This window comes from Pantoea sp. FN0302 (assembly GCF_050113775.1).
Lineage (GTDB): Bacteria > Pseudomonadota > Gammaproteobacteria > Enterobacterales > Enterobacteriaceae > Mixta > Mixta alhagi.
The window spans coordinates 61,336-82,585 of record NZ_JBNJSM010000008.1; the positions used below are offsets into that span (position 1 = coordinate 61,336).

At 54.1% G+C, this 21,250-nt stretch carries 20 protein-coding genes; 13 read left to right on the top strand and 7 right to left on the bottom strand.

Annotated elements, in window-relative coordinates:
• Positions 1-50 precede the first annotated feature (50 nt).
• A complete protein-coding gene (gene glpQ / locus ACQE32_RS18905; RefSeq protein WP_426975108.1) occupies positions 51-1,103 on the bottom strand; it encodes a glycerophosphodiester phosphodiesterase in 1,053 nt (350 codons plus the stop codon).
• Positions 1,100-2,455, bottom strand: a complete 1,356-nt coding sequence (gene glpT / locus ACQE32_RS18910; RefSeq protein ID WP_427022250.1) for a glycerol-3-phosphate transporter — start codon at positions 2,453-2,455, stop codon at positions 1,100-1,102. The genes glpQ and glpT overlap by 4 nt, the downstream gene beginning before the upstream one ends.
• Before the next feature lie 370 nt (positions 2,456-2,825).
• Here glpT and ACQE32_RS18915 point away from each other — a divergent pair, with 370 nt between their 5' ends.
• The gene (locus ACQE32_RS18915) at positions 2,826-3,671 is read left to right on the top strand and encodes a carboxylate/amino acid/amine transporter (protein WP_250651121.1); all 846 of its coding nucleotides are present in this window, start codon (positions 2,826-2,828) and stop codon (positions 3,669-3,671) included.
• A 43-nt stretch (positions 3,672-3,714) separates the two neighbouring features.
• On the opposite strand, the gene ACQE32_RS18920 is transcribed toward ACQE32_RS18915, so the two are convergent.
• Positions 3,715-3,969, bottom strand: coding sequence for a hypothetical protein (locus tag ACQE32_RS18920; RefSeq protein WP_426975110.1), 255 nt, complete (start codon positions 3,967-3,969; stop codon positions 3,715-3,717).
• 174 nt (positions 3,970-4,143) lie between these two features.
• Positions 4,144-5,067 carry an HTH-type transcriptional regulator MetR gene (gene metR / locus ACQE32_RS18925; protein ID WP_426975111.1) on the bottom strand — a complete coding sequence of 308 codons (924 nt, stop codon included), beginning with the start codon at positions 5,065-5,067 and terminating at the stop codon, positions 4,144-4,146.
• Positions 5,068-5,300: 233 nt separating this feature from the next.
• Here metR and metE point away from each other — a divergent pair, with 233 nt between their 5' ends.
• Complete coding sequence (gene metE, locus ACQE32_RS18930; protein ID WP_426975112.1) at positions 5,301-7,571, top strand: 5-methyltetrahydropteroyltriglutamate--homocysteine S-methyltransferase; 2,271 nt, start codon at positions 5,301-5,303, stop codon at positions 7,569-7,571.
• Between the two features lie 50 nt (positions 7,572-7,621).
• Here metE and ACQE32_RS18935 read toward each other — a convergent pair whose 3' ends face one another.
• Entirely contained in the window at positions 7,622-8,461 is an 840-nt protein-coding gene (locus ACQE32_RS18935) for a dienelactone hydrolase family protein (RefSeq protein ID WP_426975113.1), read from the bottom strand.
• A gap of 277 nt (positions 8,462-8,738) precedes the next feature.
• On the opposite strand from ACQE32_RS18935, the gene udp reads away from it, so the two are divergent.
• From udp to tatD, 9 genes are all read left to right on the top strand, one after another.
• The gene (gene udp / locus ACQE32_RS18940; RefSeq protein WP_250651116.1) at positions 8,739-9,503 is read left to right on the top strand and encodes a uridine phosphorylase; all 765 of its coding nucleotides are present in this window, start codon (positions 8,739-8,741) and stop codon (positions 9,501-9,503) included.
• Between the two features lie 157 nt (positions 9,504-9,660).
• Positions 9,661-11,202 (top strand): DNA recombination protein RmuC, encoded by a 1,542-nt coding sequence (rmuC, locus tag ACQE32_RS18945; protein WP_426975115.1) that lies wholly within the window; start codon positions 9,661-9,663, stop codon positions 11,200-11,202.
• Positions 11,203-11,281: 79 nt separating this feature from the next.
• On the top strand, positions 11,282-12,037 hold the full coding sequence (gene ubiE, locus ACQE32_RS18950) for a bifunctional demethylmenaquinone methyltransferase/2-methoxy-6-polyprenyl-1,4-benzoquinol methylase UbiE (RefSeq protein ID WP_085069507.1): 756 nt from the start codon (positions 11,282-11,284) through the stop codon (positions 12,035-12,037).
• 12 nt (positions 12,038-12,049) lie between these two features.
• Positions 12,050-12,655 carry a ubiquinone biosynthesis protein UbiJ gene (gene ubiJ, locus ACQE32_RS18955; RefSeq protein ID WP_426975116.1) on the top strand — a complete coding sequence of 202 codons (606 nt, stop codon included), beginning with the start codon at positions 12,050-12,052 and terminating at the stop codon, positions 12,653-12,655.
• Complete coding sequence (gene ubiB, locus ACQE32_RS18960) at positions 12,652-14,289, top strand: ubiquinone biosynthesis regulatory protein kinase UbiB (RefSeq protein ID WP_427022251.1); 1,638 nt, start codon at positions 12,652-12,654, stop codon at positions 14,287-14,289. The genes ubiJ and ubiB overlap by 4 nt, the downstream gene beginning before the upstream one ends.
• A 127-nt stretch (positions 14,290-14,416) precedes the next feature.
• Positions 14,417-14,668 (top strand): Sec-independent protein translocase subunit TatA, encoded by a 252-nt coding sequence (tatA, locus tag ACQE32_RS18965; RefSeq protein WP_426975117.1) that lies wholly within the window; start codon positions 14,417-14,419, stop codon positions 14,666-14,668.
• Positions 14,669-14,670: 2 nt separating this feature from the next.
• A complete protein-coding gene (gene tatB, locus ACQE32_RS18970) occupies positions 14,671-15,294 on the top strand; it encodes a Sec-independent protein translocase protein TatB (RefSeq protein ID WP_426975118.1) in 624 nt (207 codons plus the stop codon).
• The gene (tatC, locus tag ACQE32_RS18975) at positions 15,284-16,042 is read left to right on the top strand and encodes a Sec-independent protein translocase subunit TatC (protein WP_426975119.1); all 759 of its coding nucleotides are present in this window, start codon (positions 15,284-15,286) and stop codon (positions 16,040-16,042) included. Before tatB ends, tatC begins: the two co-directional genes overlap by 11 nt.
• An 81-nt stretch (positions 16,043-16,123) precedes the next feature.
• Complete coding sequence (tatD, locus tag ACQE32_RS18980; RefSeq protein WP_427022252.1) at positions 16,124-16,903, top strand: 3'-5' ssDNA/RNA exonuclease TatD; 780 nt, start codon at positions 16,124-16,126, stop codon at positions 16,901-16,903.
• A 24-nt stretch (positions 16,904-16,927) separates the two neighbouring features.
• Here the strand turns inward: tatD and rfaH are convergent, their stop codons facing one another.
• Positions 16,928-17,416 (bottom strand): transcription/translation regulatory transformer protein RfaH, encoded by a 489-nt coding sequence (gene rfaH, locus ACQE32_RS18985; RefSeq protein WP_085072264.1) that lies wholly within the window; start codon positions 17,414-17,416, stop codon positions 16,928-16,930.
• 355 nt (positions 17,417-17,771) lie between these two features.
• On the opposite strand from rfaH, the gene ubiD reads away from it, so the two are divergent.
• Both ubiD and fre read left to right on the top strand, forming a co-directional pair.
• Positions 17,772-19,256 carry a 4-hydroxy-3-polyprenylbenzoate decarboxylase gene (gene ubiD, locus ACQE32_RS18990; protein ID WP_085072265.1) on the top strand — a complete coding sequence of 495 codons (1,485 nt, stop codon included), beginning with the start codon at positions 17,772-17,774 and terminating at the stop codon, positions 19,254-19,256.
• Positions 19,257-19,296: 40 nt separating this feature from the next.
• Positions 19,297-19,998, top strand: coding sequence for an NAD(P)H-flavin reductase (fre, locus tag ACQE32_RS18995; protein WP_250651110.1), 702 nt, complete (start codon positions 19,297-19,299; stop codon positions 19,996-19,998).
• Between the two features lie 77 nt (positions 19,999-20,075).
• Here fre and fadA read toward each other — a convergent pair whose 3' ends face one another.
• Positions 20,076-21,239 (bottom strand): acetyl-CoA C-acyltransferase FadA, encoded by a 1,164-nt coding sequence (gene fadA, locus ACQE32_RS19000; RefSeq protein WP_426982314.1) that lies wholly within the window; start codon positions 21,237-21,239, stop codon positions 20,076-20,078.
• Positions 21,240-21,250 lie beyond the last annotated feature (11 nt).

The following is a 21,250-nucleotide window of genomic DNA, read 5'->3' on the forward strand; positions in this document are numbered from 1 at the left end:
AATTAACAATAGTGCAGCCAGGGTGCTTCATCAACGCCCTGGCTTTTTTATTAACGTCCTAAAAAGCGTACGGCTTTATCCGGAAAATCGGTAAACACCCCGTCAACCTGCGCTTTGTTATACAGCGCATCAAACAGCTGATTAACATCCGTTGCGTAAGGCGGCAGCCGATCGGCACGTACCGTATAAGGATGAATGTGCAAATCACTGGCGTGCGCCTCCTGCGCTAAAGAGGTCAGACGAATATCCCCTGGCTTTGAATCGGCGCTGAACAGTTGATGATAATCGGGGCCAATGCCATCAACATACTTCGCCAGCTCCTGCATCGCGCCCGGCTTAAACATCCAGTCGTAGCTGTAATTGACCCATTTCCCCTGTTTTAACTCTTCTGTTTCATGCGAGTCTGTTTCAGTAATCAGCTGAACCAGCCGGAGATCCATGCCCAGCTTCGGTTCCAGCTGATTTTTAATGCGCTTTAACTCATTAAAATCGAAACACTGTAGCCAGACATTATCCTGCTTAGTGCGGTAGCCATACTGCTTCAGTACCTGCAAAACGCGGGTGGCGATATCCTTGCCTTCCTGATGATGAAACCACGGGGCTTTGATCTCGGTGTAGATACCGATATTTTTGCCGGTCGAGTGGTTCAGTCCCTGAATAAATTCGATTTCCTCTTCAAAAGTATGAATATGGAAAGTGGATTTTCCGCCCGGGAAACGGCCCGGCCAGGTTTGCACCTTTTTGCCATCTTTAAACGTAAAACCTTCGGTAAAGCGCAGGCTGCGGATCTCCGCCAGCGTAAAATCAATGGCATAGTAGCGGCCATCCTTGCGCGCGCGCTGAGGGAAACGATCCGCGACATCGGTAACGCGATCGAGATAGTGATCGTGCAGCACCACCAGACGATCGTCTTTGGTCATGACAAGATCCTGCTCCAGAAAATCCGCGCCCTGCGCATAGGCCATTGCCTTGGCGGGCAGCGTATGTTCCGGAAGATAGCCGCTGGCACCACGATGGGCGATCACCAGCTTGTCATCAACTTGCGCACTCGTGCCGCAGGCGATCGTAAGTAACAGCGCCGCCAGTAGCGGATTTATCTTCATTGTCTCTCCTCCTGCCGCAGTTGTTGTTTGTGTTTGTTTTCACTCAACATGGTGAGCAGCAGCAGAATGACCGCCAGCACGCAACCGCCGATCATAATCAGAAAACCGCCGTCCCAGCCAAAGTAGTCAACGGTATAGCCAACAATAGCGCTGGCCGCGACTGAGCCGCCGAGATAACCAAACAGGCCAGTAAAGCCTGCGGCGGTTCCTGCGGCTTTCTTCGGGGCCAGCTCCAGCGCGTGCAGCCCGATTAACATCACCGGACCATAAATCAGAAAGCCGATAACGATCATACAGGCCATATCAATACCGGGGTTACCGACCGGATTAAGCCAGTAAATCACCGTGGCAATGGTTACCAGCATCATAAAGAATACGCCGGTTGCGCCACGGTTGCCTTTAAATACCTTATCTGACATCCAGCCGCACAGCAGCGTGCCGGGAATCCCCGCATATTCATACAGGAAGTAGGTCCATGACGATTTATCCAGGGTGAAATGCTTTACCTCTTTCAGATAGGTCGGCGACCAGTCGAGAATGCCGTAGCGCAGCAGATAAACAAAAACGTTCGCCAGCGCGATGTACCACAGCAGTTTATTGGGTAGGATGTACTGCATAAATATCTGTTTGGCGGTTAATTCCTGTTCGTGCTGTTCGTTATAGTCAGGCGGATAATCGTTTTTGTACTCTTCAATCGGCGGCAGCCCGCATGACTGCGGCGTGTCGCGCATCAGAGCAAATGCGATCAGCGCCACGATAATGGCAGCAAAGGCTGGCATATAGAGCGCTGCTTTCCAGTCGTTAAACCATGCCATACCCAGCAGGAACAGAAGGGGAGGAAGACCGCCGCCAACGTTATGCGCACAGTTCCAGACGGAAACAATGCCGCCGCGCTCTTTTTGCGACCACCAGTGCACCATTGTACGTCCGCACGGCGGCCAGCCCATTCCCTGGAACCAGCCGCAGAGAAACAGCAGCCCAAACATCACCAGAATGCTGGAGGTCGCCCAGGGAACGAATCCCATGAACAGCATCACCAGCGAAGCTAAAATCAGCCCAGCGGGCAGGAAAAAACGTGGATTAGAGCGATCGGAAACCGAGCCCATAATAAATTTTGAAAAGCCATAGGCGATCGAAATACCGGACAGCGCAAAGCCGAGATCGCCGCGTGAAAACCCCTGTTCCACCAGATAAGGCATCGCCAGCGCAAAGTTTTTGCGAACCAGATAGTAAGCGGCATAACCAAAAAAGATGCCGATAAAAATCTGCCAGCGCAAACGACGATAAAGCGGATCGGTACGATCCGTAGCAACACGTGATTGATGAGGTGCTGGCTTAAAAATGCTAAGCATAAACGGTCTCCAGAGACGCAAAATGGTTTTAAACACTCACTAAATGAGCGAAAAAAGGTTTTTGAATGAAAGATGTTCCATTTCGCGCAAAGAATAGGGGCTGCAAAGCAAGGGGTCTGTGAGGCAGAGCGCAAATGTTACAGTTTTATGACAAGATGGTGTATAGCTCGTCACAAAAACCCGCTTTATGCGCCGCCTGGCTCAGGTTAAAAACGCTTTCTTTAACCGAACCACAGGCTTTCGCTTTCGCGCATCGCCAGGTAATAACGGCATGAGTGATGGAAAAACATACAGATGTAAACCAGATATCCGCTAACGCGCAGGCGCATTCCGTTACAATGGCGTTCTGTTTAACTAATGGATGCGTAATGTGGCGTTACTCATAATCACCACTATTCTGTGGGCATTTTCCTTTAGCCTGATTGGCGTTTACCTGGCGGGGCAAGTGGACAGCGTCTTTGCCGTTCTGGTTCGTCTGATGCTGGCGGCGCTGGTGTTTTTGCCTTTCCTGCGCTGGCGTGGTTACCGCGCCTCTACGCTGCTGCTCTATATGCTGGTGGGCATGATGCAGCTGGGCGTCATGTATTTACTGAGCTTTGAAGCTTACCTCTATCTGACCGTACCGGAGTTTTTGCTTTTCACCGTGATGACACCGCTTTATATCACGTTGATTTACGATCTGCTCAGTGGGCGCGGCGTGCGCATGGGCTATCTGTTTAGCGCACTGCTAGCAGTGCTGGGCGCGGCGATTATTCGTTATGATCAGCTCAGCGATCATTTCTGGACAGGATTAATTCTGGTGCAGCTGGCAAATATCTGCTTTGCCATCGGCATGGTGGGCTACAAGCGTCTGCAGGAAACGCGCCCGATGCCGCAGCATACCGCTTTTTCCTGGTTCTATATGGGCGCAGTACTGATAGCGATTATCGCGTGGTTTCTTTGGGGTAATCCGCAAAAACTGCCCACCACCCAGCTGCAATGGGGCATTCTGATTTGGCTGGGCATCGCAGCGTCGGGGCTGGGTTATTTTATGTGGAACTATGGCGCAACGCAGGTCGATGCCGGAACGCTGGGCATTATGAACAACATGCATGTTCCTGCGGGACTGTTGGTTAACCTGGCTATCTGGCAGGAGCAACCGGACTGGCCGCCATTTATTGTCGGCGGCGGGCTTATTGTCGCTTCTTTATGGATCCACCGGCGCTGGGTACGTTAAGCAAAAAAATACCGGCGTGAACATAACGCCGGTATTAACTGTTTTATTCGCCGATCACGCCGATCTTAATTTTTTCAAGGAGACCGCTAAGGGTATCCTCAATAGCTTTACCCAGGCGGCCGCCAAAATCCTGACCCGTTTGCTTTGCCGCTTCTGCGTCATAGCCCACGTCAAACAGCTTGTTCAGCACGTTAACGGTATGCAAAAAGAAATTGCCGTAAGCACTGGATAATGTGTCCTGTACCCGGCCTGCGCCGCTGACTGCCTGAACTTCTGTCATTGATAAAACTTTCATCATGAATCCCTCTTGGTTGCTATTTCCGTATAGGGAAAATGCCTTTCCCCGAGAAGAATTATGCGTTTTAGGGCTCTATCGTCAATTAACTACGCGTCAGCTTTTAGTTGATCAATCAACCTAAAATAAGGTTACTTTTATGCCAGATAGCTGAATTTATCTGCGTGACATGAAAATTTATCCTGTGGGCAATGCATTGCGCGACGCGTCCCTGACAAAAGGCAAATGCTGACAGGCGTGCTGACGAGCAGAGCGAATAAAGCCATCAATCACCGGTTGCCGCTGCTCGCCATCCCGGACGGCGGCGTAAAGACGGCTCCATAAACCTGTGCCCAGCGTTTTAGTGGTAATCAGGCCCTGACGCTCAAAGTTTTCCACTACCCAGTGCGGCAGAGCGGCAATACCCATATGAGCCGCGACCATTTGCACCAGCAGCAGCGTGTTATCAACGCTTTTCAGCGCCGGGCTAACGCCAGCAGGCTGTAAAAAATGCCGCCAGATATCCAGCCGCTGACGCTGTACCGGATAAATCATCAAAACCTCATGCGCCAAATCTTCCGGCGTGATGGTAGTTGCCTTTGCCAGCGGATGATCCGGCGCCAGCACCAGACGCACCTCGAAATCAAACATTGGCGAATAGTGCAGTCCGCTACGCGGCAGGATATCTGACGTCAGTACGACATCCAGTTCACCCTGCTGCAGGGCAGGCTGCGGGTCGAAGGTGACGCCGGATTTAAAGTCCATCATCACCTGCGGCCAGCTTTGACGAAATGTATCCAGCGCCGGCGTCAGCCACTGAATACAGCTGTGACATTCAATAGCGATACGCAACGTGGCCTGGTGCGGCTCATGACAGGCCTGCAGCGCCTGCTGAATCTGCGGAAGCACCTGTTCCGCCAGCTGTAACAGAATTTCCCCCTGCGGCGTAAAGCGCAGCGGCTGACTTTTTCGCACAAACAGGCGGAAACCGAGGCGTTGCTCCAGATCGCTGAATTGGTGAGATAACGCCGACTGAGTCTGATGAAGCTGCGCTGCCGCTGCGGCCAGAGAGCCGGTATTTCTGAGAGCCTGCAGCGTTCGCAGGTGCCTGATTTCGATCATGAGAGTCCTTCACATCGACAATGAACAATTTGCGCTTGAGGAATATACAGTACCTGCAGATTATAGCGGTGTAAACATCTGGACGGCTAAACATCCCGATCGGCCCGTCATTTTACGTTCGGGCAGGGTTTTGCAACCCGAGAAACGGCACCGCGCCCCGGCTGTTGCGCTGGTCGTACGTAAACTGACTGTGCCGATACCGCTACATCATTAAGCTTTAATGGAGAAACAGTATGACTATTTTAAACCACACGCTCGGCTTTCCTCGTGTCGGCCTGCGCCGTGAACTGAAAAAAGCGCAGGAAAGCTACTGGGCCGGCAACAGCAGCCAACAGGATTTGCTGGAAGTGGGGCGTGAGCTACGTGCTCGCCACTGGCAGCAGCAAAAAGAAGCGGGTGTGGATCTGGTGCCGGTAGGCGACTTCGCCTGGTACGATCATGTACTGACCACCAGCCTGCTGCTGGGCAATGTACCGGCGCGTCATCAGAACAGTGACGGTTCAGTAGATCTGGATACGCTGTTCCGTATTGGTCGTGGTCGTGCGCCAACCGGCGAACCCGCTGCTGCCGCTGAAATGACCAAATGGTTTAATACCAACTATCACTATATGGTGCCGGAGTTCAGCAAAGGGCAGCAGTTCCGCCTGAGCTGGACGCAGCTGCTGGATGAAGTGGACGAAGCGCTGGCGCTGGGCCATAAAGTCAAGCCGGTTTTGCTGGGCCCGGTAACTTATCTGTGGTTAGGTAAAGTAAAAGGTGAACAGTTCGATCGCCTGACGCTGCTGAAGGATATTCTGCCGGTTTATCAGCAGGTGCTGGCTGAGCTGGCGAAACGCGATATTGAATGGGTGCAGATCGATGAGCCAGCGCTGGTGCTGGAGCTGCCGCAGGCGTGGCTGGAAGCGTTCAAACCAGCCTACGCAGCGCTACAGGGCCACAGCAAGCTCCTGCTTACCACCTATTTCGATAGCATCGGGCAGAATATTAATACTATCCGCGAACTGCCGGTGCAGGGACTGCATGTGGATCTGGTGCATGGCAAAGATGATATTACCAGCCTGAACCAGCAAATCCCCGCCTCCTGGCTACTGTCACTGGGCGTGATCAATGGACGTAACGTCTGGCGCGCCGATCTCAGCGCCTGGTTTGAGCGTCTGCAGCCGCTGGTAAGCCAGCGTCAACAGCTGTGGCTCGGTTCTTCCTGCTCACTGCTGCACAGTCCAATCGATCTGAATAGCGAAACCCGCCTGGATGACGAAGTGAAAAGCTGGTTCTCCTTTGCGCTACAGAAGTGCGGTGAGCTGGCGCTGCTGAGTCAGGCGCTGAACAACAAGGATGCAGCTTCGCTGGAAGCCTGGAGTGCCCCGATCCGTGCGCGCCGTAGCTCTGCACGCGTTCATAACGCGGCGGTCGCTCAGCGTCTGGCAGCGATTAACGCACAGGACAGCGAACGTCAAAGCAGCTATGCCGAACGCGCGAAAGCACAGCGTCAGCGTTTTCAGTTGCCGGCATGGCCAACCACCACTATCGGCTCTTTCCCGCAGACCACGGAAATCCGCGGGCTTCGCCTTGATTTCAAGCAGGGACGTCTCGACGGTAACCGTTACCGTACCGGCATCGCTGAACACATCAAACAGGCTATCGCCGAGCAGGAGCGCCTGGGACTGGATGTGCTGGTTCATGGCGAAGCTGAGCGTAACGACATGGTGGAATATTTTGGCGAACACCTGGACGGCTTTGTGTTTACGCAAAATGGCTGGGTACAAAGCTATGGTTCCCGCTGCGTGAAGCCGCCGGTGATTATCGGTGATGTCAGCCGCCCGGAACCGATTACCGTTGAGTGGGCGAAATATGCCCAGTCGCTGACCAGCAAGCCGGTAAAAGGCATGCTGACCGGTCCGGTAACTATCCTTTGCTGGTCTTTCCCGCGTGAAGATGTGTCGCGTGAAACCATTGCCAAACAGATTGCGCTGGCGCTGCGTGATGAAGTAGAGGACCTGGAAAAAGCGGGTATCGGTATTATCCAGATTGACGAACCGGCATTACGTGAAGGTCTGCCGCTACGCAAATCAGACTGGGCCGCTTACCTGAACTGGGCGGTGGATGCCTTCCGTCTTAACGCCGCCGTTGCCCGGGATGATACGCAGATTCATACCCATATGTGTTACTGCGAGTTTAACGACATCATGGATTCCATCGCCGCGCTGGATGCCGATGTGATTACCATCGAAACATCGCGTTCCGATATGGAATTGCTGGAATCCTTTGAGGAATTTGAGTATCCGAATGAAATCGGCCCGGGCGTATATGACATTCACTCTCCGAACGTGCCTGACGTTGAATGGATGGAGGCGCTGCTGCGTAAAGCGGCGAAGCGTATTCCGGTAGAGCGTCTGTGGGTGAACCCGGACTGCGGCCTGAAAACGCGTGGCTGGACTGAAACCCGCCTGGCGCTGGCCAATATGGTGCAGGCAGCACAGAACCTGCGCGCAGAAAACCGCTGATTTATGCGTTAAGGTTGTGATAACTAAGAGGGGCGCCAGGCGCCCCTTGTTTATTTGCTGGCGGGCTTCACGCCATACTGATGAAACCAGGCCAGCATTCGTTGCCAGCCATCTTTGGCTGATTCTGCATGATAGCTCGGCCGGTAGTCCGCGTTAAACGCATGTCCCGCTTCCGGATAGACGATGATTTCCGCCGTCGCGTTAGCCGCATGCAGCGCCTGACGCATTGAGTCCACGCTTTCCAGCGGGATCCCTTCATCTTTCGCACCGTACAAGCCCAGCACGGGCGCATTCAGGTCAACGGCGATATCAATCGGATGCTTCGGCTGTTTCATGCTTTTTTCGCCAACCAGACGGCCATACCATGCGACGCCCGCTTTCAGCTGCGGATTATGCGCTGCATAGAGCCAGACAATGCGACCGCCCCAGCAAAAGCCGGTAATCGCCATATTACGCATATCGCCGCCATGTTTCGCCGCCCAGTTAGCAACGTGATCGAGATCCGCCAGCACCTGAGCATCAGGAACCTTACTGACGACATTGTCCAGTAGCTGTTTAATATCGCTATATTCGCTGGGATCGCCCTGACGGAAATAGAGCTCTGGCGCCACCGCCAGATAACCTTCTGCCGCCAGACGCCGACAGATGTCGCGGATATGTTCGTGAACGCCAAATATTTCCTGTACCACCAGCACCACCGGCAGCGCGCCTTTAGCCTCTTTGGGGCGCGCAAACCAGGCAGGCATATTTTCGCCCTGGGTATTAATGGTGGTTTCGGCGCCAAGAATGGCGTCGTCATGCGTGATAATGGTTGTTGCGGCCGTAGGGGAGGCCGCCGGGGCGAATCCGCTATCGCCTTCTTTCTTGCCCAGGTTGTTTTCGCTGTTCATTATTATCTCCGTGCTGCTATTAGCGCATCCGGTAACTATAGCCAAAATCAGCCAAAGGCTCCGGCCTGCATGTCCGCCTTCTCTTTAACATCCTGTTGAATAAATACACACAGCAACTTGTAGCAAACCCGTAAAGCGGAATGGTTTAATGTGATACTAATCACGTTCTTTCTGAAGATAAATGTAACTTTCATTTTCTGCAGTGATTGAATTCACATATTTTTGACGGCACTTGCCGTAGAGTAGCACCATCAAGTGAATTTTCTCAGGAGGGGCTATGGCTCAGTCAGATGTGTTTCATTTAGGTCTTACCAAAGCGGATCTGCAGGGCGCGACGCTGGCGATTGTGCCGGGCGATCCTGAACGCGTGAAAAAAATTGCGGCGCTGATGGATAATCCTCAGCCTCTGGCCTCGCATCGTGAATTCACCAGCTGGCGTGCAGAGCTGGATGGCAAAGCGGTAATTGTTTGCTCTACCGGTATCGGTGGCCCTTCTACCTCGATCGCTGTGGAAGAGCTGGCGCAGCTGGGTATCCGTACCTTCCTACGCGTGGGCACCACCGGCGCTATCCAGCCTGACATCAATGTCGGCGATGTGCTGGTGACCACTGCGGCGGTACGCCTGGATGGCGCAAGCTTGCACTTCGCTCCAATGGAGTTTCCGGCCGTTGCCGATTTCGCCTGCACCACCGCGCTGGTTGAAGCTGCGAAAGCCGCAGGCAGTACGCCGCATATCGGGGTTACCGCCTCTTCTGATACGTTCTACCCGGGCCAGGAGCGCTACGATACCTTCTCTGGTCGGGTAGTAAGTCGTTTTCAGGGTTCAATGAAAGAGTGGCAGCAGATGGGCGTGCTGAACTATGAGATGGAATCCGCCACGCTGTTAACCATGTGCGCCAGCCAGGGGCTGCGTGCCGGGATGGTAGCAGGGGTGATCGTTAACCGTACGCAGAAAGAGATCCCTGATGCGGCGACCATGAAGCAGACCGAAAGCAATGCGGTGGCGATTGTGGTTGATGCCGCGCGCCGTCTGCTGGCGTAATTTCTTCGCGCCAGACGATATTTTCGGAATGACTCTCTGACGCTGCGAGGCTGTCGGGATTTTCAGGGCTGGCTTATGCCAGCCCATTTATTTGTGTGGACATTCATACAGTGCGCCTCTACCTTTGCTCTGTTTGTAGCGGGAAGGAGAGGACGCGGTGGATAACCAGCTTATCGTTGGAATCGGTTTGGCGCTGGCTGGCGCAGTGGCGGGCTGGCTGTTTGCCTGTTTCCGGCTGGCCGGGCAGCTGGCCGCACAGGAAACGGAGCGCCGTTTGCTGGAACAGGCGCTAGCCCAGGCGCAGCAGCAGGAAGCGCGTCAGCAGCAGCTGCATCAGGCAGAACAGCAGCAACAGCAACTGCGTGAAAAAGAGCTGCTTCAGCTGCATGGTGCGCTGACCGCCGCACAGGAAAAGTTACAGCACTTCGACTACTGGCGTAATGAGTGTGAACAGCTCAGCCGTGAACTGCGTAATCAGCTGGAAGTGAACAGCGCGCAGGAGGCGGAACTGCGTGAAGTGACGATCCGTCTTGAAGAAACCCGCCTTGCCGCTGAAGAAAAACAGCGACTGCTTACCAACAGCGAACAGCGCCTTAGCGCACAATTTGAAAATCTCGCTAACCGTATTTTTGAACAGAGCGGCCGTCGCGTTGATGAGCAGAACCGCCAAAGCCTGAATGGGTTAATTGCGCCGCTGCGTGAGCAACTGGACGGCTTTCGCCGCCAGGTACAGGAAAGCTTTGGCCAGGAAGCGCGTGAGCGGCACACGCTGGCGCATGAAATTCGTAATCTACAACAGCTGAATGCACAGATGGCGCAGGAGGCGATCAACCTCACCAAAGCGCTGAAAGGCGACAATAAAACCCAGGGCAACTGGGGCGAAGTCGTGCTGAGCCGCGTGCTGGAAGCCTCTGGCCTGCGGGACGGGCACGAATATGAAACGCAGGTGAATATTCAGGTTGATGCGCAAAGCCGTATGCAGCCAGATGTGATTGTGCGTCTGCCGCAGGGCAAAGATGTTGTCATTGATGCGAAAATGACGCTGGTTGCCTATGAGCGTTACTTTAACGCCGATGACGAGGTAACGCGTGAGCAGGCAATAAGCGAGCATATCACCGCGATTCGTGGCCATATCCGTTTGCTCAGCCGTAAAGATTATCAACAATTGCCCGGTTTACGGTCGCTGGATTATGTGTTGATGTTTATTCCGATCGAGCCGGCCTTTTTGCTGGCGATCGATCGTCAGCCAGAGCTGATTAGCGAAGCGCTAAAGCACAATATTATGCTGGTCAGCCCAACCACGCTGCTGGTGGCGTTGCGTACCATCAATAATCTCTGGCGCTATGAGCATCAAAGCCGTAATGCGCAGCGCATCGCCGATCGCGCCGCGCGGCTGTACGACAAAATGCGGCTGTTTGTGGATGATATGACCAGCATGGGGCAGCATCTCGACAGAGCGCAGGAGAGCTATAATCAGGCGATGAAAAAGCTTTCCGAAGGGCGCGGCAACCTGATTGCTCAAAGTGAAAGTTTTCGTCATTTGGGCGTGGAAATAAAGCGCAGTATTAACCCACGGCTGGTGGAACAGGCGATGCCGGAAGCCGGAGTCGTTGACAACGATGAGTCAGAAAACGACAGGACGGAAAGCGCGCCGGAACAGGGCGCTGTGGCGTGGCACGACAGCATTCGGCGACGATGAATAACGCCGGGCTAACGTGCCTGACTACGGGTACTCTGTTACACTGCAAAGATATTTGATTGTGGAGCAGGTGAAGCAGATGGCAGATGAATCCAGGGACACGACACATTTCGGTTTTCGTACCGTAGCAAAAGACGAAAAAGCGGACATGGTAGCGGGCGTATTTCACTCCGTTGCCGCCAAATATGATCTGATGAACGATTTGATGTCGATGGGTATCCATCGTATCTGGAAGCGATTCACCATTGATTGCAGCGGCGTGCGCCGTGGACAACGCGTGTTGGATCTGGCCGGCGGCACCGGCGATTTAACGGCGAAATTCTCTCGTCTGGTGGGCGATACGGGGCAGGTGGTGCTGGCGGACATTAACAGCTCAATGCTGAAAATGGGCCGTGAAAAGCTGCGCAATAACGGCATCATCGGCAACGTCAATTATGTACAGGCGAATGCCGAAGCGCTGCCTTTCCCGGATAACTATTTTGACTGCATCACCATCTCTTTTGGTCTGCGTAACGTAACGGAAAAAGAGAAGGCGCTGGCCTCAATGTTCCGCGTACTGAAGCCAGGCGGACGCCTGCTGGTTCTGGAATTTTCTAAACCGGTACTGGAACCTCTGAGCAAAGTGTACGACGCTTATTCATTCCATGTGTTGCCGCGTATCGGCGAGCTGGTGGCAAAAGATGCTGAAAGCTATCGTTATCTGGCTGAATCGATCCGTATGCATCCCGATCAGGAGACTCTTAAGTCGATGATGATGGACGCCGGTTTCGAAAACACTTCGTATCACAACCTGACGGGCGGAATTGTCGCTCTGCACCGTGGGTTCAAGTTTTAAGCAGGAAAGCGAATGACGTTAACCCCGCTGTTAACCGCCGGTCTGGAGACCGCACTGAATCGAATTCTTTATCGCGATCGCGGCCTGAAAGCGGCCCGGCAGCGTTTGAATGGCAAGGTTTTACAGCTCCGGTTACAGGAGCTGTCACAGCCGGTTACGCTGGTGTTCAGCGAGCATCAGGTGGACGTGCTGGGTGAATGGCAAGACCGCTGCGACTGTACAGTGACCACCCGCCTGTCGCTGCTGCCCAAACTGCGTGACCGTCAGCAGCTGACCGGCATGATCCGTAGCGGCGAGCTGGAGGTTGAGGGCGATCTTCAGGTGGTACAGCAGTTTTCGGCGCTGATTGATATGGCCGAGCTCGATCCGGCTGAATATCTGGCGCCCTGGACCGGCGATATTGTCGCTCAGGGCATCAGCAATGTCGCCCGACGCGGATGGCAGCTGCTGCGCGGCGATATTCAGCGTAAACAGCGCTACCTGACGGAAACCCTGACCGAAGAGTGGCGCGTCGCGCCTGGTCCGCTGGAGATGGCTTGGTACGGCGAAGAAGTTGACGCGCTGGAGCGTCAGGCCGGCCAGCTGGAACAACGTCTGCTACAGCTGGAGGCTAAATGACGCCCGGAGAACTACGACGCCTCTATTTCATTATCAAAGTCTTCCTGAGCTACGGCCTGGATGAATTGATCCCTCGTCTGCGCATTACCTTACCGATTCGCCTGTGGCGTCGCGGCATCTTTTGGCTGCCTAATCAGCATAAGGATCTGGAGCTGGGCGTGCGCCTGCGTATGGCGCTGGAAGAGTTAGGTCCGGTGTGGATTAAGTTTGGTCAGATGATGTCTACCCGCCGCGATCTCTTTCCACCGCTGATTGCCGATCAGCTGGCGATTTTACAGGATCGCGTTGCGCCTTTTGACGGTAAGCTGGCTAAAGCGCAGATTGAAAAATCGTTGGGCGGGCCGCTTGAGGCGTGGTTTGATGATTTTGATATTACGCCGCTGGCCTCCGCCTCTATTGCTCAGGTGCATACGGCGACGCTGAAGGAAAACGGCAAAGCGGTCGTCATTAAGGTGATTCGCCCTGATATTTTGCCAGTGATCAAGGCTGATATGCGCCTGATCTACCGCCTGGCCCGCTGGCTGCCGCGTCTGATGCCGGAAAGCCGTCGTCTGCGCCCGGTAGAAGTGGTAGCGGACTATGAAAAGACGCTGATTGATGAGCTGAATCTGCTGCGTGAAGCGGCAAACTCTATCCAGCTGCGACGCAATTTTGAAAACAGCGATATGCTCTACGTGCCGGAAGTCTATTCCGACTACTGCAGCGAAACGATGCTGGTGATGGAGCGCATTTACGGTATTCCCATCAACGATGTGGTCACGCTGGAGCAGCATGGCGTCAATATGCGGCTACTGGCTGAACGCGGCGTTCAGGTCTTTTTTACCCAGGTATTCCGTGACAGCTTTTTCCATGCGGATATGCATCCCGGCAATATTTTCGTTAGCTATGAACATCCGCACGATCCGCTCTACATCGGCATCGACTGCGGGATTGTCGGCTCCCTGAACAAAGCGGATAAGCGTTACCTGGCGGAAAACTTTATCGCCTTCTTTAACCGCGACTACCGTAAAGTTGCCGAGCTACACGTTGATTCCGGCTGGGTGCCTGCCAATACCAACGTTGAAGATTTCGAATTTGCGATTCGTACCGTTTGTGAGCCGATTTTTGAGAAACCGCTGGCGGAAATCTCTTTTGGACACGTATTGCTGAACCTGTTTAATACCGCGCGCCGCTTTAATATGGAAGTACAGCCGCAGCTGGTATTGCTGCAGAAAACCCTGCTCTATGTGGAAGGCGTGGGGCGTCAGCTTTACCCACAGCTTGATTTGTGGAAAACCGCCAAGCCGTTCCTGGAAGAGTGGATTAAAGACCAGGTGGGCATACCGGCGATTATTCGTTCGGTGAAAGAAAAAGCGCCCTACTGGGCCGAGCGTCTGCCGGAGTTGCCGGATCTCTTTTATGATAGCCTGCGTCAGCACAAGCGTTTGCAGTTTAGTGTCGATCGGCTGGCTAACGAGCTGAGCGTACAGCGTGAACGGCAGCATCAGGCGCGTTATTTATTTGGCATCGGTGCCACGCTGCTGTTAAGCGGCACGGCATTATTGATTACTCGACCGGGTATGGAAGTGCTGCCGACTATTATGATGGTTGCCGGATTTCTTTCCTGGATTATTGGCTGGCGACGGTCAGCCTGATTGATTGTCAGAAAAAGTAAAATTTCCGTTTGTGGTCGGGACAACGGGCTTATGCATCGTCACCCGGCCATAAGCTGGGGTATACTGCTTTTCCATTCGTTTTAGACTTTTCAGCAGAGGCATACTCATGGGCGGTATCAGCATTTGGCAGTTAGTTATCATTGCCGTGATCGTGGTTCTTCTTTTCGGCACTAATAAATTACGTAACCTGGGCTCCGATTTAGGCTCATCGATCAAAGGCTTTAAAAAAGCCATGGGCGATGAAGATAAAGAGACGCCTAAACAGCAGGATGCTGAATTTGAGGCCCGGCCGCTAACCGATAAGCAGGCGACCACGGCAAACAAAGAAGAGGCAAAAAAAGATAAAGAGCAGGTATAACCGTGTTCGACATAGGTTTTAGCGAACTGGTTTTGGTGTTCGTCATTGGGCTGGTGGTGCTTGGCCCGCAGCGTTTGCCGGTTGCAGTAAAAACCGTGGTTGGCTGGATCCGGGCCATGCGTTCCCTGGCGGCTAACGTGCAAAATGAGCTGGCGCAGGAGCTAAAACTGCAGGAGCTGCAGGACAGTCTGAAAAAAGTAGAGCAGGCCAGCAAAAACACCCTTTCCCCGGAATTGCATGAGTCGATGGAAGAACTGCGTAAATCCGCAGATTCTATGCGACGCTCTTATTTGGGTGAAAATGAGCAGGCCGATGATGAAGCGCACACCATTCATAATCCGCTGATTACGCGTCCGCAGGATGAACATACCGGCGTCACCCCAGCCACGGCCGATCATCAGGCCAGCGCGCCAGAGCAAAAACCCATCGCCGGTAGCGCAGACGCGCTTTCGACACCGAAACCGGTTGTGGATGCGCCTTCCGCTGGCAACGCTGCGGCGTCAGCGCCCTCATCTCCTGCCGGACAGGCTACCGCTCCTTCTGCGGCACCTTCATCAGGTGTTTCACCAGAAACCTCTGCGGCTTCTTCCTCTCAACCAATAATGAATGATAAACATGGCCGTTGAAGATACCCAACCGCTGATCAGCCATCTGATTGAGCTACGCAAGCGGCTGCTTAACTGCATCATTGCCGTGCTGGTGATTTTTGTAGCGCTGGTTTATTTCTCTAATGATATTTACCAGTTGGTGGCAGAGCCGCTTATCAGGCAACTGCCAGCTGGTGCCAGCATGATAGCGACCGATGTCGCCTCGCCGTTTTTGACGCCAATTAAACTCACCATTATCGTATCTGTTTTCCTGGCGGTTCCGGTCCTTCTTTATCAGATTTGGGCATTTGTGGCTCCCGCGCTCTATCGTCATGAACGCCGTCTGGTGATGCCGTTGCTGTTCTCCAGTACCATGCTGTTTTATATCGGCGTGGCCTTTGCCTATTTCGTGGTATTCCCGATGGCGTTTGGCTTTTTTGCTAAAACCGCGCCGCAGGGGGTCACCATGGCGACCGATATCGCCAGCTATCTCGACTTCGTAATGACGCTGTTTATGGCCTTTGGCGTTGCTTTTGAAGTGCCGGTGGCGATTGTGCTGCTGTGCTGGACCGGTGTGACCACACCCGAAATGCTACGTCAGAAGCGTCCTTATATGCTGGTTGGGGCTTTTGTTGTTGGAATGTTGTTAACCCCACCCGATGTATTTTCCCAAACTTTGCTCGCTATTCCGATGTACTGCCTGTTTGAGGTTGGCGTATTCTGTTCGCGCTTCTATGTTGGCAAAGGGCGTCAGGCGCGTGAAGAAGAGCACGAAACCGAATCCTGACGCTCAGTGCAGGGCCCGCTACGGCGGGGAAAATTCATCGCTAACCGCCCATCCGGGCGGTTAATATTTTCAGGACATACCATGTTTGATATCGGTGTAAACCTGACCAGCACGCAGTTTGCGAAAGATCGCGAACAGGTTGTGAGGCGCGCGCGCGAAGCAGGCCTCACCGGCATGCTGATTACCGGCACTAACGCACTGGAGAGCCAGCAGGCGCAAAGCCTGGCACAGCGACATCCCGATTTCTGCTGGTCAACGGCAGGTATTCATCCTCATCACGCCAGCGAATGGTCGGCAGATACTGCCTCAACGCTGCGTCGGCTGGCAGAAAGCCCGCAGGTGGTGGCTATCGGTGAATGCGGACTCGATTTTAACCGTAACTTTTCCGCGCATAATCAGCAGGAATATGCTTTTGATGCGCAGCTGGCGCTGGCCGCTGAGCTGCAGATGCCAGTATTTCTGCACTGTCGTGACGCGCATGAACGTTTTATGGCGGTGCTGAAGCCGTGGCTGCCGCATCTGCCCGGCGCGGTGGTTCACTGTTTTACCGGTACGGCGGAAGAGCTGGCGGAATGTCTGGCATCAGGATTATCAGTAGGCATTACCGGCTGGGTGTGCGATGAGCGACGCGGGATGCCGCTGCGTGAACTGCTGCCGCAAATTCCCGTTGAACGCCTGCTGCTGGAAACGGACGCGCCTTATCTGCTGCCGCGCGATATGCGTCCACGGCCGACCTCGCGTCGTAATGAGCCCTGTTTCCTGCCGCATATTGTGCAGCAGGTAGCGCTGTGGCGCGGAGAAGAGGCCGCCTGGCTGGCGCAGCAAACCGCCGATAACAGCCGTCGTCTGTTTCGTCTGTAAGCCACGGCGCTGTAGTGCGAAGCGTCAGGCTTTGCGGAAAGCGCTATTTTCCACGCTTTGCTTAACCTGTTTGTTCAGCAGGTTAAGCAGCAACATAGAGCGGGCCTCGCCGTCAGGTTCGGTGAAGATAGCTTCCAACCCTTCCAGCGCACCTTTAACGATCACCACCTTATCGCCCGGACAAGGCGTGTCGGGATCGACCATGGTTTCCGGAGTATTGGTGCGTAGCGCGTCAATGACATCGGGCGGCACGTTGGCCGGTTGCGTACCGAAACGCACAAAGTGACTTACGCCACGCGTGGCACTGATCGTCGTGGTATGAATAGCTTCTGGATCGAATTCAATAAAAAGATAATTAGGAAACAGCGGCTCTTCTACCGTGGTTCGTTTGCCGCGCACAATTTTTTCCATAGCAATCATCGGGCTAAGGCAGTTTACCGCCTGCCGCTCCAGATGCTCTTTAGCGCGTAATAACTGCCCACGTTTACAGTAAAGGAGGTACCAGGATTCCATAATGTCACTTTCCAATTATTGAACGCTAAGAATAGCAAAACTGCTTTCAGAGCGATAGCGACATCACGCCGCTTCAGGGCCACCTTCAGGCCTGGTTTATCGGCGCGAACCGCATGCACCGAAAGCAAAATAGCTGCTGTTGGCGGTCATTTGGCACAAATTGTAGAATTGAAAATTGACGAAGGCGGCGTCCGTGGTTCAGACTCGCAGCGCAACCTGTTAAAGAAAAGTAATTGATTGAGCGGGCTCTGCACTACAGGTGCTGTTTCCGCGTCGGGCGTAACCGCACAAACCTCAGCATATCCGTTGAATCCTCCTTATAATGGCCGATTCTGCGGCCTGAATAATGAATCTGATGAAATACCACGACTTACGCGAGTTCCTTGCGCTGCTTGAACAGCGTGGCGAGTTAAAACGTATAACGCTGGAGGTCGATCCCATTCTGGAGATGACCGAGATCGCTGACCGCACGTTGCGAGCCGGCGGGCCGGCCCTGCTGTTTGAAAACCCGAAAGGCTATGACATGCCGGTTCTGTGCAACCTCTTTGGCACGCCGAAGCGCGTGGCATTAGGGATGGGGCAGGAGGAGGTCAGCGCGCTGCGTGAAGTAGGCAAACTGCTGGCGTTTCTGAAAGAGCCTGAACCGCCAAAAGGGTTCCGCGACCTGTTCGATAAAATGCCGCAGTTTAAGCAGGTGTTGAATATGCCAACCAAACGGCTGCGCAGCGCACCTTGCCAGGAGCAGGTATGGCAGGGCGACGAGGTGGATTTATCGCGTATTCCGGTAATGCAGTGCTGGCCAGAGGATGCCGCGCCGCTGATTACCTGGGGATTAACGGTAACGCGTGGGCCGCACAAAGAACGACAGAACCTGGGCATTTATCGTCAGCAGGTGATCGGTAAAAACCGGCTAATTATGCGCTGGCTTTCTCATCGCGGCGGCGCACTTGATTTTCAGGAGTGGTGCAAAGCTCATCCCGGCGAACGCTTCCCGGTTTCGGTGGCGCTGGGTGCTGATCCTGCGACTATCCTTGGCGCCGTAACGCCAGTGCCGGATACCTTATCGGAATATGCTTTTGCTGGCCTGCTGCGCGGCACTAAATCAGAAGTGGTTAAGTGCCTTTCCAACGATCTGGAAGTGCCGGCCAGTGCTGAAATTGTGCTGGAAGGCTATATCGAACCCGGCGACATGGCACCGGAAGGACCCTATGGCGATCACACCGGATATTACAATGAAGTCGATAACTTCCCGGTATTTACCGTAACCCATATTACGCAACGTCGTAATGCCATCTATCATTCAACATATACCGGTCGTCCGCCTGATGAGCCTGCGGTACTGGGCGTGGCGCTGAATGAAGTGCTGGTGCCGATTCTGATTAAACAGTTTCCAGAAATTGTGGATTTTTACCTGCCGCCGGAAGGGTGTTCCTATCGTCTGGCCGTGGTAACCATGAAGAAACAGTACGCCGGACATGCGAAGCGCGTGATGATGGGCGTCTGGTCATTCCTGCGGCAGTTTATGTATACCAAGTTCGTGATCGTTTGCGATGACGATGTAAATGCACGTGACTGGAATGATGTGATCTGGGCGATCACCACGCGTATGGATCCGGCGCGCGATACGGTATTGATTGAAAACACGCCGATCGACTATCTGGACTTCGCCTCTCCGGTTTCGGGTCTGGGGTCTAAAATGGGCCTGGATGCCACCAACAAATGGCCGGGCGAAACCCAGCGCGAATGGGGTCGTCCGATTGAGAAGGACCCGGCGGTTACGGCGCGAGTCGATGCCATCTGGGATCGGTTGGGGATTTTTAACGATTTGCCGCCACGCTAATGGCGCAAATTACGCAATGACGACCCGACAGAGGGAACGCATGACAACGTTAAGCTGTAAAGTGACCTCGGTAGAGGCGATTACCGATACTGTTTTTCGGGTACGACTGGTGCCGGAGGCGGATTTTAGCTTCCGTGCCGGACAGTATTTGATGGTAGTGATGGATGAGCGCGACAAGCGTCCGTTCTCTCTGGCTTCAACGCCGATGGAAAAAGATATTATCGAACTGCATATCGGGGCTTCTGAGCTTAACCTGTATGCGATGGCGGTAATGGAACGCATCCAGCAGCAGCGGGAAGTTGTAGTGGATATCCCGCATGGAGAAGCCTGGCTGCGGGAGGATAGTCAGCGTCCGATGATCCTGATTGCGGGCGGCACCGGTTTTTCTTATGCCCGCTCTATCCTGCTCACTGCCCTGGCGCAGCAGCCGGATCGTGATATTGCTATCTATTGGGGTGGCCGTGAAAGTCATCATCTGTACGATCTGGAAGAGCTGAACGCGCTGGCGGTACGTCATGCAAATCTGAAGGTGGTGCCGGTTGTCGAGCAGACTGACGCTGAATGGCAGGGCCGTAGCGGCACCGTACTGACAGCGGTTATGCAGGATTTCGGCACGCTTGCCGGGCATGATATTTATATCGCTGGCCGCTTTGAGATGGCAAAAATCGCGCGTGAGCGTTTTTGCGCTGAACGGGGCGCACAGGAAGCACAAATCTATGGTGACGCCTTCGCATTTATCTAAGCGTCACCGCAGGGCGGCAACGCTGTCGCCCTCGTTATGAAAAAGCCCGCCCCTGACAGGCGGGAAAATCACAACCCTTAAATCCGCTCAAAAACGGTGGCGATGCCCTGACCCAGCCCGATACACATGGTGGCGAGGCCAAACTGCGCATCGCGTCGCTCCATTAAATTAAGAAGCGTGGTACTGATGCGTGCGCCGGAGCAGCCCAACGGATGCCCCAACGCAATCGCGCCGCCGTTCAGGTTAACCTTCTCGTCCATCTGTTCCAGCAGACCTAGATCTTTGATGCACGGCAGCGTTTGCGCCGAGAAGGCCTCATTCAGTTCAAACAGATCGATATCGCTTACGCTCAGTCCCGCGCGCTTCAAGGCCAGCTTTGACGCAGGAACCGGCCCGTAGCCCATAATCGATGGATCGCAGCCTACTACCGCCATCGCTTTAATACGCGCGCGTGGTTGCAGGCCCAGCGCTCGCGCGCGCGATTCGCTCATTACCAGCATTGCCGCCGCGCCGTCCGATAGCGCCGATGAGCTGCCTGCGGTGACCGTGCCGTTAACCGGGTCGAATGCGGGTTTCAACGTCGCCAGCCCTTCGATGCTGGTATCGCTGCGAATAACTTCATCAAAATCGTAACGTTTCAGTACGCCATCAACATCGTGACCGCTGGTAGCGACAATTTCATTGCGGAAATGACCCGCCTGGGTGGCGGCCCAGGCGCGCTGATGTGAACGTGCGGCAAAACTGTCCTGCATTTCACGGCTGATATGATGCATACGCGCCAGCATTTCTGCCGTCAGGCCCATCATGCCCGCCGCTTTAGCCACGGTGCGGCTTAATCCTGGATGAAAATCGACGCCGTGATTCATCGGCACGTGACCCATATGCTCTACGCCGCCTATGAGACAAGCGTGCGCATCGCCGACCATAATCGCGCGCGCAGCATCATGTAGTGCCTGCATAGAAGAGCCGCACAGGCGGTTAACGGTGGTTGCCGGTACGTTATGAGGGATTTCCGCCAGCAGCGCCGCATTACGTGCAATATTAAAACCCTGCTCCAGTGTCTGCTGAACGCAGCCCCAGTAAATATCATCCAGCGCCGTGGCTTCTAAGGCCGGATTGCGGCTAAGCAGGCTGCGCATCAGGTGGGCAGAAAGATCTTCAGCCCGCACCTGACGAAATGCGCCGCCTTTTGAACGACCCATTGGCGTGCGGATGGCATCAACGATAACTACATTTTCCATTATCTTGCTCC

Excerpts from the sequence above, each read along its gene's own strand:
- glpQ (WP_426975108.1), bottom strand. The coding sequence starts at position 1,103 with ATGAAGATAAATCCGCTACTGGCGGCGCTGTTACTTACGATCGCCTGC.
- glpT (WP_427022250.1), bottom strand. The coding sequence starts at position 2,455 with ATGCTTAGCATTTTTAAGCCAGCACCTCATCAATCACGTGTTGCTACG.
- ACQE32_RS18920 (WP_426975110.1), bottom strand. The coding sequence starts at position 3,969 with ATGATGAAAGTTTTATCAATGACAGAAGTTCAGGCAGTCAGCGGCGCA.
- metR (WP_426975111.1), bottom strand. The coding sequence starts at position 5,067 with ATGATCGAAATCAGGCACCTGCGAACGCTGCAGGCTCTCAGAAATACC.
- metE (WP_426975112.1), top strand. The coding sequence starts at position 5,301 with ATGACTATTTTAAACCACACGCTCGGCTTTCCTCGTGTCGGCCTGCGC.
- ACQE32_RS18935 (WP_426975113.1), bottom strand. The coding sequence starts at position 8,461 with ATGAACAGCGAAAACAACCTGGGCAAGAAAGAAGGCGATAGCGGATTC.
- udp (WP_250651116.1), top strand. The coding sequence starts at position 8,739 with ATGGCTCAGTCAGATGTGTTTCATTTAGGTCTTACCAAAGCGGATCTG.
- ubiE (WP_085069507.1), top strand. The coding sequence starts at position 11,282 with ATGGCAGATGAATCCAGGGACACGACACATTTCGGTTTTCGTACCGTA.
- ubiJ (WP_426975116.1), top strand. The coding sequence starts at position 12,050 with ATGACGTTAACCCCGCTGTTAACCGCCGGTCTGGAGACCGCACTGAAT.
- ubiB (WP_427022251.1), top strand. The coding sequence starts at position 12,652 with ATGACGCCCGGAGAACTACGACGCCTCTATTTCATTATCAAAGTCTTC.
- tatA (WP_426975117.1), top strand. The coding sequence starts at position 14,417 with ATGGGCGGTATCAGCATTTGGCAGTTAGTTATCATTGCCGTGATCGTG.
- tatC (WP_426975119.1), top strand. The coding sequence starts at position 15,284 with ATGGCCGTTGAAGATACCCAACCGCTGATCAGCCATCTGATTGAGCTA.
- tatD (WP_427022252.1), top strand. The coding sequence starts at position 16,124 with ATGTTTGATATCGGTGTAAACCTGACCAGCACGCAGTTTGCGAAAGAT.
- rfaH (WP_085072264.1), bottom strand. The coding sequence starts at position 17,416 with ATGGAATCCTGGTACCTCCTTTACTGTAAACGTGGGCAGTTATTACGC.
- ubiD (WP_085072265.1), top strand. The coding sequence starts at position 17,772 with ATGAAATACCACGACTTACGCGAGTTCCTTGCGCTGCTTGAACAGCGT.
- fre (WP_250651110.1), top strand. The coding sequence starts at position 19,297 with ATGACAACGTTAAGCTGTAAAGTGACCTCGGTAGAGGCGATTACCGAT.
- fadA (WP_426982314.1), bottom strand. The coding sequence starts at position 21,239 with ATGGAAAATGTAGTTATCGTTGATGCCATCCGCACGCCAATGGGTCGT.